Below are 12,934 nucleotides of genomic sequence, written 5' to 3'. Positions count from 1 at the left end.
CGGACGGACCCGCCTCCCCGCGGGTAACGATAGGCATATCGGTCCGAAAATGATCCGCATACCCTCGGACGATCCGGGTAGCCGCGCGCCTATGGCTCCACTAAAGGGGAACAACACACGAAGCACAGGAAGCGGGCTCCGGCGCCGTTCGCTGCTCGCGGGTGCCGCGGCACTCGGTGTCGCGGGGGCCGTCGGAGCCACCAGCGGATGCAGCCGCGTGGCCACCGCCGACGCCGGGGACGGGGGAACCCTCCTGGACCAGCTGCGCGCCAAGGGGACGGTGCGCCTCGGGCTGGCCGGTGAGCAGCCGTACAGCTACATCGGCAAGGACGGCGAGATGACGGGCTCGGCCCCGGCGATCGCGTCGCGCATTTTCAAGGAGCTGGGCGTGGACAATGTCCAGCCCTTCGCCACCGAGTTCGGTTCGCTGATCACCGGACTGAACTCGCTCCAGTTCGATGTGGTCGCCGCCGGGATGTACATCAACCCGGAACGCTGTGAACAGGTGATCTTCGCCGACCCCGAATACCAGATGCTCGACGCGTTCATCGTGCCGAAGGGGAATCCGAAGAATCTGAACAGCTACCAGGACATCGCCGAGGCCGGCGCCAGAATGGCGACGGGCGTCGGTTACGCGGAGATCGGTTATGCGGAGGAGGCCGGGGTCAAGAGCATCACGACCCTGCCCGACCAGCTGGCCGGACTGCTCGCCGTCGAACAGGGCCGCGTCGACGTCTTCGCCGGTACGGCGGTCACGGTGTTCAACGTCATCGAGGAGACCGAGAGCACGAAGGCCGAGGCGACCAAGGAGGTCACGCCGATCGTGGACGGCAAGCCCGTCATCGACGTCGGCGGCTTCGCCTTCCGCTCACCGGAGACCAACCTCCGTGACTCCTTCAACCGCGAGCTGCACAAGCTCAAGAAGAGCGGTGAACTCCTGGAGATCATGCGGCCCTTCGGCTTCACGAAGGACCAGATGACGACCATCACCGCCAAGGAGAAGTGCGCGCCATGAGCGAAATGACCTGGGGTCTCTGGGAAATACTCCTCAACGGCGTCTGGATCACCGTCCAGCTGACCGTCTTCAGCGCGGCGCTGGCCGCGGTGGTCGCGCTGACCGTCGGACTCGCCCGCTCCCACCGGCTGTGGATCGTGCGCTTCGTGTCCGGGGCGTACTTCGAGATATTCCGCGGCACGTCCGCGCTGATCCTGATGTTCTGGATCTTCTTCGTGCTCCCGCTGGGCTTCGGCTGGCAGCTCGTCCCGCTGTGGGCGGCGACGCTGGCGCTCGGGCTCACCTACGGGGCGTACGGCTCCGAGGTCGTCCGGGGCGCGGTGCGGGCCGTGGCTCCCGCCCAGCGCGAGGCGGGGATCGCGCTGAGCTTCACGCCCGCGCAGCAGCTGCGGAAGATCATCCTGCCGCAGGCCTGGCCGGAGATGATCCCGCCGTTCAACAATCTCCTGATCGAGCTCCTCAAGGGCACGGCACTGGTCTCCGTCATGGGCGTGGCCGACATCGCCTTCGGCGCGTCACTGGTGCGCAACGCGACGGGTGAGAGCGCCCCCGTCTACACGGTCATCCTGCTGATGTACTTCGTGCTCGCCTTTGTCCTCACGCGCGGGATGCGTGTCCTCGAACGGCAGGCGAAGGCCGGGATCGGGCAACGCCCGGAGAAGAGGTCCCGGCTGCTCGGCCGGAAGATCGAGATCCCCCGGCAGGACGCCACCCCCGCGACCGCCGGAGGTGAGGGCCGATGAACTGGGACTGGTCCGCGGTCGGCGACTTCATGCCGATGTTCTGGGACGGCCTGCTCGTCACGCTCCAGGCGCTGGTCCTGGGCGCGCTGCTCGCCTTCGCGCTCGGTCTCGTGTGGGCCATGGCCCAGCGCTCCAGCCTGGCGGTGGTGCGCTGGCCGGTGAACGTCATCACCGAGTTCGTCCGCAACACCCCGCTGCTGGTGCAGCTGTTCTTCCTCTACTACGTGCTCCCCGAGTGGGGTCTCACGCTCAGCGCGATGGTCACCGGTGTGGTCGGCCTGGGCCTGCACTACTCGACGTACACCGCCGAGGTCTACCGCGCCGGTATCGACGGCGTCCCGGTCGGCCAGTGGGAGGCGGCCACGGCGCTCAGCCTGCCGAGGTCACGCACCTGGGGCGCGGTGATCCTGCCCCAGGCGATCCGGCGCGTCGTGCCCGCGCTGGGCAACTACGTCATCGCGATGCTGAAGGACACTCCGATGCTGTTCGTCATCGGAGTACTGGAAATGCTGGGCGAGGCACGCCAGTTCGCCTCCCAGACCTTCCTGACGGTCGAGGTCTTCACCGTCGTGGGTGTGGCCTTCATCGTCATCTCCTATCCGGCATCCCTTCTCATGCGAGCATTGGAGCGTCGCCTTGTCCGCTGACAGCACTCCCCTCAACACCTCGAAGGAAACGGCCAATCCCGTCGCCGACGGCAGCGAGCTGATCCGCTTCGACAAGGTCACCAAACGCTTCGGGGCCAACACGGTCCTGGACTCACTGGACTTCACGGTCAACTCCGGCAAGCACGTGACGCTGATCGGCGCCTCCGGATCTGGCAAGACGACGATCCTCAGACTCCTGATGACGCTGATCAAGCCGGAGGAGGGCACCATCAAGGTGGCCGGCGACTACCTCACGCACGAGGAGAAGGACGGCAGGCTCGTCCCCGCCGGCGACCGCCATGTCCGTGAGGTGCGCAAGAAGATAGGCATGGTCTTCCAGCAGTTCAACCTCTTCCCGAACATGAAGGTGCTGCGGAACGTCACCGAGGCGCCGGTGCATGTGCTCGGCCTCTCCCCCGACGAGGCCGAGGAGCGGGCGCGCGGTCTGCTCGACCTGGTGGGGCTCGGGGACCGCTGCGACGCGTACCCGAGTCAGCTCTCGGGCGGGCAGCAGCAGCGGGTGGCGATCGCGCGGGCGCTCGCGATGCGGCCGCAGGTCCTGCTCCTGGACGAGGTCACGTCCGCGCTCGACCCGGAACTGGTCGCGGGCGTCCTCGACGTACTGAGGGACATCGCCCACACGACGGACATCACGATGCTGTGCGTGACGCACGAGATGAACTTCGCGCGGGACATCTCCGACGACGTACTGATGTTCGACGCCGGCCATGTCATCGAGTCGGGACCGCCGGAGAAGATCTTCAGCGAACCGGAACACGAGCGCACGAGGGAGTTCCTGAGCGCGGTGCTGTAGGGCGTACGCCCGGCGCGTTCACGCAGGCGACGGGCGCGCCGAATTCGGGGGAACCCGGTCCGATCAAGCGGACCGGGTTCCCCCGTTTTCCCGGCCTCCCGAACGAAGGTAGTGACGCTGGCATATGCCCATGCGATACGCCCCAGATGGGCGGGCCGGACGGGTTGTGATTCTGCTCAACAGCCGCCCCGGAAAGGGCTCTTGACGGTTATCGTGGTAAAGAAGCTTGCGGTCACAACCTGCTAGGGGGAAACCGTGGCGCTGAAGCCGGAGCCGACCGCGCCGTTCCACTCGGTGCAATACGTCCTGCGCGTCCTCGAAACGGTTTCCAACCACACCGGTGGCGTCACCGACGCCCAGATCGCCCGCGAGACGGGCCTGCCGACCGGCCATCTCGCCCCGCTGCTGGCGATGTTGTGCCGCGAGGGCTATGTGGAGCAGCTCGCGGACGGGGCGTACGTGGTGGGGGACTCGCTGGTGCTGCTCGGCTCCGGCGCCACCCGCGAGGAGGCCCTGGAGACCAAGCTCCAGGACACGCTCCGCGAGCTGCGCGACTCGGTCGGGGCGGCGGTCTACATCAGCCGGTACATCGACGGCGAGGTCAAGATCACGCAGATCGCCGACGGCCCTGACGCGCCCGCGGTCAACGAGTGGGTGGACTTCCGTTCGGCGGCGCACGCGAGCGCCGTCGGCAAGTGCCTGCTGACCCAGCTCGACCAGAACAGCCGCCGGGACCATCTCTCCCGGCACAAGATCGCCCGTCTCACCTCACGGACCATCACCAGCGAGCGGGTGCTGTTCTCCAAGCTGGACAGCCAGCCGCCGACGGTGCCGATACTGGATCTCCAGGAGTACGCGGTGGGCACGGTCTGCGCGGCGGTGCCGCTGACGGCGGGCTCGTCGGTCGGCTGTCTGGCGCTGTCGATGCCGATCGAGCACGCGCACCGGCTGCGCTCGGCGGCGGACACGCTCAACAGGGGCGCGGCCCCGGTGGTGCTCTCGCTGGCGATCTAGGACGTTCGGACCGGACCGCCGCAGGCGGGGTGCGGCACACACCCCACGTACGACGGCCCGGCCCGTCAGCGATGAAGCAGACCCTCGCCGGTCACATGCTGATGGATCTCGATCAGGTGGATCAGAACGTGACGTCCGAGCAGGCGTAGAACGCGTTGGACGTGTCCGCGACGTTCCAGACCGCCAGGACGATGTGCTTGCCGGTCTTCCCGGCCGGCATCGTGCCCTGGTGGACGAGCGTGGCCGGCGGCTGCATGTTGTTGTACGGCACGGTCATGAACGGCTGGGGGTCGAGGGCCGCGCGGGTGAGCGGCTGGTTCGGGTCCCATCCGTTCTTGGTGATGTAGTACCGGAAGTCGGACGTGGAGTGCCGGGCGGTGAACTGCCAGCGGAAGCTGTAGGACTGCCCGCCCGAGACGCTGGTGGCGGGCCAGTTGCCGCCACGCGGGTCGTCGAGCTGCGCGAACTGGCCGTTGCCGCCCGCGCAGATCTTTCCGTCGGCGGGACCCGCGGCCGGGAAGCCCTTCGGGCCCTCGACACTCTGCGGCTCCCACTGGATGTTTCCGCATCCGGTGACGGTGCCGTTCTGGCACAGCTTCTGACGGCTGATCGGTGAGTCGGTGTAGCCGTGACCGGTCGCGCTGCCGGTGGCGAGCAGGGACACGCCCGCCACGGTCCAGACCAATCCCCAGGGGTTGGAGGCGGTCAGCTCCCCTCGTTCAGACCATGCCTGCCGGTGTAGAAGGCCACGGTCAGATCCTTCACGAGGACCTTGCGCTCGTAGTCGTCCAGCTCCACGAGCCCCCGCGACGTCAGCCGGTGCACCGTGTCGTCCACCGCGTCCACCACCGACGTCAGCACGGTGTCCCGGTGTCTGGCGTCGATCGCCGCGATCCGGCTGCGCTGCATGGCCGCCGAGATCTCGGGGGCGTACTCGATCCGTGTCGGCTGCGCCGAGAAGATGTCCAGCCCGACGGGCCGGCACTCGGCGGAGAGCATCCGGGTCAGCGCCTCGCCGACCAGCTCGGCGTTACGCAGCGTCGGCGCGGTCTCGTTGAACGCGTCGGCGGGCAGCTGCGAGAGCACGCGCGCCATCGCCGCCTCGACCTGCTCGCGCAGATACTCCTCGTGGTCGCGCACCCCGAGCGCCGCCCGGACGGTGTCCCTGACCCGCCAGACCACCAGGACCACGACCCGCAGCGCCGTACCGTTCGCGTCGACGGCGGGCATCGGCTCGCTGCGCCAGTGCCGCAGCCGTACGTCGACGCGGCGGCGCAGCAGGAGCGGGCTGACCCAGAGAAGTCCCGTACGGCGCACGCTCCCCCGGTACTCACCGAAGAGCGTCAGCACCCACGCGTGCCCGACCCGGCCGCGGCCGAGCCCGCCGAAGGCGAAGAGCGTGAGCGTCACGGCGAGGGCGAGCAGCGCCCACATACCGATGCCGATGCCGTTGTAAGGATTCGAGCCGAGCCCGAACATCTCCGTCAGCGCCTCGGGCACCGCCCCGACCCACCAGAGCACCGTCAGACAGCTGAACAGCCCGGCCACGCCGGCGAGCGCCGCCGTCCAGCCGGGCAGCGTGGGGCCGGGCCGCTCGACCAGCTTCGTGTCCACGGGTGTCGCGGGCCGCGAGACCGCGGCGGGGGCCAGCACGGGCGGCGCGGGCGGAGTGGCGACGGCGGGTCCGCGCCGGAGCTGCGGACGTCCGGCCGTCGGGGCACTCGCCACCCCCTCTTCGCGGAAGAGGAGATGGACGGGGATCTCGTGGGTGGCCTCGCCGACGATGAGCGGGCTCCAGCGCCGGCTGTCGAAGGTGAGGGCCGCACGCGTGGGGACGACGGAGCCGGACCCGGCCGGCACGGTGACGTTCCACACGGGCGCGGGGATCCCGCTCGATACGCCGGGTCCGTGATCTGACGGGTCGTCATCAATGCTTGCCGCGACCGCCGCTTCGTCTTCATCGTCCCCATCGTCCGGCCACGGGGCGTCGGTCTCGGGCACCTCCGCGTAGAGGTCCGGCTCGGGCTCGGCCGCCACCTCGGGGCGCTCCTCCGTCTCCGGCATCGACGCCGGCTCGGCGTACGCGGCCGGGGCGGACGGTCCAGCCTCGGCCGCCGGTGGCTCCAGGACATCGACCGCCATGGCCCGCGGCTCGGCCGGGGACTCCGCGGCGGCCGTGAACAGCGAGGTGCCCGACTCCACCGGCAGCTCAACCGACACGAACTCCGGCTGCCGCTCCCGGTCCCTCTCGGCCGACGCCCACTCCACGATGTCCGCGACCTCGGACGCCGTACCGCCGTAGCAGGCCTCCGGCCCGTCCGCGAAGCCGTGTTCGGGCTCGGGCTCGGGCTCCGCGACACGCTCCGGCTCCGCGGGCGCTTTCGCGAACAGGTCCACGCGCTCCGGCGTGGCCATCGGCCCCGGCGGCGGCTCCCCCTCGTGCGGTGGATCGGGCTCGGCCGGCGGCGCTGTCAGCAGGCGTACGTTCTGGTGCCAGCCGGTCTCGCTCCAGCCGGCCGGGGCGACCGCCGCGACCGCGGCTGGCGCCGCCGGGACTTCGGCCTCCGCGTGCTGCTCAGGTTCCACGGGCTCCGCCGGCTCCACCGGTCCTCGTGCCGTCAGCGCGTTGCGTGCCGCCAACCGGAGCGCCTGGGCCCCGCGCAGCAGCTGCCCGTCACCGTTCGGTTGCGATGTCTGTGTGGTCATCCTTGCCTCCGTCTTTCATGCGAAGAGTCGTCGCCAAGTCTCGGGGCCGGGGTACCCGTCGGCCGCGCTGCCGCGCCAGCCCTGCGCCCGTTGGAAGGCTTCGACGTTGCGCCGGTCGGCCTCGCCCCACCGCGGGCCGGGGCCGGTGACGTAATGGCTGCCGTAGCCGCGCTTCACCAGCCGCTTGCCGAGTTGGGTGACGTACTCGCCCGACCTCCCCGGCCGGAACTGCCCCTTGCCGGGGTACGCGGGCCGCGCGCCCGTACCGCCGGGGCGGCTCGCCCGCTTCGCCGGGATGTTCTTACCGAGCCCGTCCGTCAGATAGCGCCAGGTGTCCGGCCCCGGCAGCCCGTCGGCCTCCGCGCCCCGCCAGCCCTGCGCCCGCTGGAAGGCTTCGGTGGCGCGCCGGTCCGACTCGCTCCAGCGGGGGCCGGGACCGACGGAGTAGAAGCGTGCGCCGCCCCGGGCGACGAGCATCCGGCCGAGCTCGGTGACGTGCGCGCCGTCGGCCCCTGGCCCGAACGACTTCGCACCGGGGAAGGCCGTCGGCTTCGCCGTCTCCGGCGTGCTGCCGCTGTTTCCTCCGGTCACGCCTTTGTAGCGGTACGCCACGTAACTCGCCGAATTGTTCCAGTACGCCATGGGCGTGGCCTGCGCCCGCGTGGCCGGCTTCGTCTGCTCGTACGCGAGGTAGTACGAGTGCGTGTAGTCGGTCCAGCCGCCGAAGATCGTCACGTGCGACCCCTTGGTGGGGTCGGACGAGTTGTGGAACAGCAGCATGTCGCCGGGCTGGAGTTCCTCCCTGGCGATGCGGGTGCCGAAGCGGGACAGGCTGCCCGTCCACTCGTTGCCTTCCAGGTTCCAGGCCATGGAGACATAGCCGGAGCAGTCCTGGCGGTAGCCGTCGGACCAGTACTTCGTCATCGAGTAGGGGACCTTCGCGTTCACCCACCGCTTGGCGCGGTTGATGATGTCGGCGCGGCTGGTCGCGCGCAGCCCCTCGACCGAGTGGTTGGACGAAGGCCCGGCCGACGGCGGCCCGTACAGCGGGCCGCGTACGCCCTGCGGGGTCTCCGGATCCGGCTCGGCCACCGCCGCGGTGCCCGCTCGTCCGGTGCCGAGCGCGGCACCGGGCGCGGGCCCGCCGGTGTCCGCGTCGGCCTCACCCGCGCCCACGCCCGTGGCGGCGAGGGCGACTCCGGCCGCGGTGACGAGGACCAGGGCGCGGCGCGCGCCGTGGGCGGCGGGGTGGCCGCCCGCGCGCAGGGGCAGGCCCCGGGCCAGCAGGCGGCGCCGCTCGGCGCAACCGCCACAGGGGCAGTCACCAGCGGGTTCGTACTCCTCGAAGACCGGTGCGGTCATGCGATCCCCTCCACACTCGACAAGGTGCTGTGCGGTGTTGCACGGGTGCCAGGCCCAACAGTCCTGACTAATCACATTTTGACGGATCAAAGGTAAAAAACGACCATGCGACAGGCCACATCGCTCATCAAATGGTTGGGAGCACTCCGGAGCGTCGGGTAGAGTTCTCCAGGTCAGCAGGCGCCGCTAGCTCAGTTGGTTAGAGCAGCTGACTCTTAATCAGCGGGTCCGGGGTTCGAGTCCCTGGCGGCGCACGCACGGCAGAGGCCCCCTCGCAATTCATGCGAGGGGGCCTCGCTCGTTCCCCGATTTCGCGCCGCGAGCAGGGATCACCTTCGCGGGAACTTCACAGTCCGGCCACAGCTCCACCTCCAGCAAGCCTTCAATCAGGGCATATGACACGCAAGTAGCATCTTTCTTCCTTGCGATCATGGCTGGGGTCGTAGAACCTATCCTGAAGCCGACGGGTCCAAAGAGGCACGCGTTCACAGCAGTTGGGGCAGCCGAAGAATTTGCTCCGGTTTGCATACCGAGTGGGGTGGGGGTCCCCGCTCAGGAGCCGATGTCGCAAACGGCATCATGCAACCGGATAGGTCCCGATGCGTGTCTGTACTCACGGTGGTGCGCGACCCGACGAACCGACCGACCAATCACGCACCAGCATGCGTGCGGGGGGATGACTGATGACGTCGACGCCGAACGGCGAGCGGCCGAACAACGACGCGTCCCGGACCACCCAGCTCCGGGTCCCCTCTCAGCTCAGGAACGCCAGGGCCCGGTTCCGGCCCAAGGCCGAACTGCCCAAGTACGACTACGAGCACTACAGCCGGCTCGCCGGGCCGCTCACCCAGCCCGCCCCGGACAAGCCGTACAAGGTGCAGTACCGCTCACTGCTCTCGCAGGAGCCGCACCGGATCCGCGCCGCCCTGCTGCTCGGCGCCGCCCCGCTGCTCTCCCTCGGTCTCTTCGCCTGGCTGATGCAGCCTCAGCACTGGACCGAGCGCGACCCGAACCTGAAGAACGACACGCTGCTCATCCTCGACATCGTGATGCTCGTCTCCATCGGACTGATCGAGCTGTTCCGCACGATGAACGTGCTCTCCAACGCCCACGCGACGCTGGTGGCGCGTGACCCCGTCCCCGTCGTGCCCGCGAGCGGCACCCGCGTCGCCTTCCTCACCTCCTTCGTGCCGGGCAAGGAGCCCCTCGAAATGGTGACGAAGACGCTGGAGGCCGCGGTCAAGATCCGGCACCGCGGGCTGATGCACGTCTGGCTCCTCGACGAGGGCGACGACCCGGCCGTCAAGGAGGTCTGCGCCCGTCTCGGTGTGCACCACTTCTCGCGCAAGGGCGTCGCGAAGTGGAATCAGACGAAGGGCGCGCACCGCGCCAAGACCAAGCACGGGAACTACAACGCCTGGCTCGACGCACACGGCGACGACTACGACTTCTTCGCCTCCGTCGACACCGACCATGTCCCGATGGCCAACTACCTGGAGCGGATGCTCGGTTACTTCCGCGACCCGGACGTCGGCTTCGTCATCGGCCCGCAGGTGTACGGCAACTACGACACGTTCGTCACGAAGGCCGCCGAGTCGCAGCAGTTCCTCTTCCACGCCCTGATCCAGCGCGCGGGCAACCGCTACGGCTCGCCCATGTTCGTCGGCACGAGCAACGCCGTACGGATCTCGGCGCTCAAGCAGATCGGCGGGCTGTACGACTCGATCACCGAGGACATGGCGACGGGCTTCGAGATGCACCGCGCCAGGAACCCGCAGACGGGCAACAAGTGGCGCTCGGTCTACACGCCGGACGTGCTCGCCGTCGGTGAAGGCCCCACCGCCTGGACGGACTTCTTCACCCAGCAGCTGCGCTGGTCGCGGGGGACGTACGAGACGATCCTCAAGCAGTACTGGCGGGGCTTCGCCACGCTGCCGCCCGGCAAGCTCTTCAACTACACGATGATGATCATCTTCTACCCGATGTCAGCGCTCAACTGGATCCTGGCGGCGCTGAGTTGCGCCCTGTTCCTGGGCATGGGCGCCTCGGGTGTGCAGATCGACCCGGCGATCTGGATGATGCTGTACGGCAACGCGTCGGCCCTCCAGATCGGCCTCTACATCTGGAACCGGCGGCACAACGTCTCGCCGCACGAGCCCGAGGGGTCCGGCGGTCTGGCCGGCATGGCGATGTCCGCGCTCTCCGCGCCCATCTACGCGCGCTCGCTGCTCGACGCCGTCCTGCGCCGCAAGAGCAGCTTCGTGGTGACGCCGAAGGGCGACTCGTCCAGCCCGGACACGCTGTTCGGGACGTTCCGGATCCATCTGTTCTTCATTCTCGTCTTCGCCGGATCGCTGGTCTCGTCCTTCTTCCTCGGGCACGACCATCCGGCGATGATCACCTGGGCGACGCTGGCGACCCTGATCACGGCCGCGCCGATCATCGTCTGGCGACTGGGGATGCGCGCGGAGAAGAAGAAGCGCGGAAAGCACGGGTCGCACCGGGGCCGCGGGAACACACCTCCGCGAACCCCTGAGACCTCGCCGCGGACGCCGCCCGGAGCCGTCGACCAGACCATACAGATATCCCTTGGGGGACCTAAGCAATGAGTGCGCTTCCCGTCCGGCCGAACCACCGCAGGAACCGCGCCCGTCGCCTCGCGATAGGCGCGGCGGTGGTCGTCGTGGTGGCCGGGATGAACGGGCCTGCGATGTGGCGGTTCGGTTCGGAGCAGTACCACGATTACAAGATCAACCGGCCCGATTACAAGGCCGAGAACGGTCATTGGGACTTTCTCGACATCCCGTCCAAGTACAAGATCAATTCAATTCACGCGTCGCTTCTGCACACCGGCAAGGTGCTGCTGATAGCCGGGTCGGGAAACAACCAGAAGAACTTCGACGCGAACAAGTTCGAGTCCGTCCTCTGGGACCCGGCGACCAACGACTTCAAGATGATCCCGACGCCCAAGGACATGTTCTGCTCCGGGCACACCCAACTGCCCGACGGCAAGCTCCTGGTGGCCGGCGGCACCAAGCGGTACGAGAAGCTCAAGGGCGACACCACCAAGGCCGGCGGTCTGATGGTGGTCCACAACGAGGACCCCGACAAGCCGATGACGCTGCCGGCGGGCACGATGTTCACCGGCAAGAAGAACGGCAAGACTTTCGAGTCCAAGGACCCGGTCCTGGTCGAGAAGGCGAAGAAGATATTCGACCCGGCGACCGGCGCCTTTCTGCGGACCGAGCCCGGTCTTGGCCGTATCTACGTGGAGGCCGCGAAGTCCGGGAAGAAGTACGAGACCGGCACCGAGGACAACTACCGGGTGCAGGGCATGAAGGGCTCCGACGCCCGCAATGTCTACGGCATCGCGCAGAAGCTCGCGCTCGACAAGAAGGACTTCCAAGGCATCAAGGACGCCTTCGAGTTCGACCCGGTGGCCGAGAAGTACATCAAAGTCGACCCGATGAACGAGGCCCGCTGGTATCCGACGCTCACGACGCTGGAGGACGGCAAGGTCCTCGCGCTGTCGGGCCTGGACGAGATCGGCCAGATCGTCCCCGGCAAGGACGAGATCTACGACCCGGAGACCAAGGAGTGGGAGTACACCGGCATCATCCGGAAGTTCCCCACGTACCCGGCGATCTTCCTGATGGACAACGGCAAGCTCTTCTACAGCGGCTCCAACGCCGGTTACGGCCCCGCCGACGTCGGCCGCAAGCCCGGCATCTGGGACCTGGAGACCAACAAGTTCAAGAACATCCCGGGCCTGAGCGACGCGGACACGATGGAGACGTCGGCGACCGTCATGCTGCCGCCCGCGCAGGACCAGAGGTTCATGGTCATCGGTGGCGGCGGCGTCGGCGAGTCCGAGAAGTCCAGTGAGAAGTCCCGGCTGGTCAATCTCAAGGAGGACAAGCCGGAGTTCAAGGACGGCGCGTCGCTCGACAAGGGCACCCGCTACCCCAGCGCGTCCCTGATGCCGGACGACACGGTCCTGGTGACGGGCGGCGCCCAGGACTACCGGGGCCGCGGCGGCTCCAACATCCTCGAAGCGCGTACGTACGACCCGAAGTCGGGCGAGTACACGCGCGTCGCCGACCCCCAGGTCGGGCGCAACTACCACTCGGGCTCGGTCCTGCTGCCCGACGGCCGCGTCATGATCTTCGGCTCCGACTCGCTCTACGCCGACAAGGCGAACACCAAGCCGGGCGTCTTCGATCAGCGGATCGAGATCTACACCCCGCCGTATCTCTTCCGGGACTCGAAGCCGGAGCTGACCGACGGACCGAAGCGGATCGACCACGGTGACTCGGGGACCTTCAAGACGAAGGACTCCGCCTCGCTCACGTCCGCGAAGCTGCTGCGGCCGAGCGCCGTCACGCATGTCACGGATGTCGAACAGCGGTCCATCGCGCTGGACATGGAGAAGACGGCGGACGGGATCAAGGTGACGGTGCCGAAGAACCGGGCGCTGGTGCCGGCGGGCTGGTACATGCTCTTCGTGACGGACGACAAGGGGACCCCGTCCGAGGGTGTGTGGGTCGAGGTGCCGTAGGGCGGGCCCGGCGGATCTTCGCGGGACAGGACCTAGAGCTGAGTGGGCGGGCCCGTACGCGTACGGGCCCGCCTC

10 protein-coding genes and 1 tRNA gene are annotated in these 12,934 nt (G+C 68.4%); 8 read left to right on the top strand and 3 right to left on the bottom strand.

The window, feature by feature from the left end; translation table 11 throughout:
- Positions 1 to 91 precede the first annotated feature (91 nt).
- From ehuB to OIE74_RS25125, 5 genes are all read left to right on the top strand, one after another.
- Positions 92 to 1,015: an ectoine/hydroxyectoine ABC transporter substrate-binding protein EhuB gene (gene ehuB, locus OIE74_RS25145; RefSeq protein WP_329387340.1), complete on the top strand. Its 924-nt coding sequence runs from the start codon at positions 92 to 94 to the stop codon at positions 1,013 to 1,015.
- Positions 1,012 to 1,758: an ectoine/hydroxyectoine ABC transporter permease subunit EhuC gene (ehuC, locus tag OIE74_RS25140; RefSeq protein ID WP_329387338.1), complete on the top strand. Its 747-nt coding sequence runs from the start codon at positions 1,012 to 1,014 to the stop codon at positions 1,756 to 1,758. The genes ehuB and ehuC overlap by 4 nt, the downstream gene beginning before the upstream one ends.
- Positions 1,755 to 2,405, top strand: coding sequence for an ectoine/hydroxyectoine ABC transporter permease subunit EhuD (gene ehuD, locus OIE74_RS25135; RefSeq protein ID WP_329387336.1), 651 nt, complete (start codon positions 1,755 to 1,757; stop codon positions 2,403 to 2,405). The genes ehuC and ehuD overlap by 4 nt, the downstream gene beginning before the upstream one ends.
- Positions 2,395 to 3,219, top strand: coding sequence for an ectoine/hydroxyectoine ABC transporter ATP-binding protein EhuA (gene ehuA, locus OIE74_RS25130; RefSeq protein WP_329387334.1), 825 nt, complete (start codon positions 2,395 to 2,397; stop codon positions 3,217 to 3,219). Before ehuD ends, ehuA begins: the two co-directional genes overlap by 11 nt.
- A gap of 255 nt (positions 3,220 to 3,474) precedes the next feature.
- Complete coding sequence (locus tag OIE74_RS25125) at positions 3,475 to 4,233, top strand: IclR family transcriptional regulator (protein WP_329387332.1); 759 nt, start codon at positions 3,475 to 3,477, stop codon at positions 4,231 to 4,233.
- A gap of 121 nt (positions 4,234 to 4,354) precedes the next feature.
- Here OIE74_RS25125 and OIE74_RS25120 read toward each other — a convergent pair whose 3' ends face one another.
- Genes OIE74_RS25120 through OIE74_RS25110 form a run of 3 tightly spaced genes read right to left on the bottom strand, consistent with a single transcriptional unit; the run spans position 4,355 to position 8,301 of the window.
- Entirely contained in the window at positions 4,355 to 4,906 is a 552-nt protein-coding gene (locus tag OIE74_RS25120; protein ID WP_329387330.1) for a lytic polysaccharide monooxygenase auxiliary activity family 9 protein, read from the bottom strand.
- 32 nt (positions 4,907 to 4,938) lie between these two features.
- On the bottom strand, positions 4,939 to 6,939 hold the full coding sequence (locus tag OIE74_RS25115) for an SPFH domain-containing protein (protein ID WP_329387327.1): 2,001 nt from the start codon (positions 6,937 to 6,939) through the stop codon (positions 4,939 to 4,941).
- 15 nt (positions 6,940 to 6,954) lie between these two features.
- A complete protein-coding gene (locus OIE74_RS25110) occupies positions 6,955 to 8,301 on the bottom strand; it encodes a peptidoglycan-binding protein (RefSeq protein ID WP_329387325.1) in 1,347 nt (448 codons plus the stop codon).
- Positions 8,302 to 8,481: 180 nt separating this feature from the next.
- On the opposite strand from OIE74_RS25110, the gene OIE74_RS25105 reads away from it, so the two are divergent.
- The 3 genes from OIE74_RS25105 (at position 8,482) to OIE74_RS25095 (ending at position 12,859) form a co-directional block, all read left to right on the top strand.
- A tRNA-Lys gene (locus OIE74_RS25105) sits at positions 8,482 to 8,555 on the top strand.
- 429 nt (positions 8,556 to 8,984) lie between these two features.
- On the top strand, positions 8,985 to 10,910 hold the full coding sequence (locus OIE74_RS25100) for a glycosyltransferase family 2 protein (protein WP_329387323.1): 1,926 nt from the start codon (positions 8,985 to 8,987) through the stop codon (positions 10,908 to 10,910).
- On the top strand, positions 10,907 to 12,859 hold the full coding sequence (locus OIE74_RS25095; RefSeq protein ID WP_329387321.1) for a galactose oxidase-like domain-containing protein: 1,953 nt from the start codon (positions 10,907 to 10,909) through the stop codon (positions 12,857 to 12,859). Before OIE74_RS25100 ends, OIE74_RS25095 begins: the two co-directional genes overlap by 4 nt.
- Positions 12,860 to 12,934 lie beyond the last annotated feature (75 nt).

Source organism: Streptomyces sp. NBC_01716 (assembly GCF_036248275.1).
Classification (GTDB): domain Bacteria; phylum Actinomycetota; class Actinomycetes; order Streptomycetales; family Streptomycetaceae; genus Streptomyces.
The sequence above is the reverse complement of the archived record's forward strand: the minus strand, read 5'-3'. Positions and strand labels throughout refer to the sequence as shown.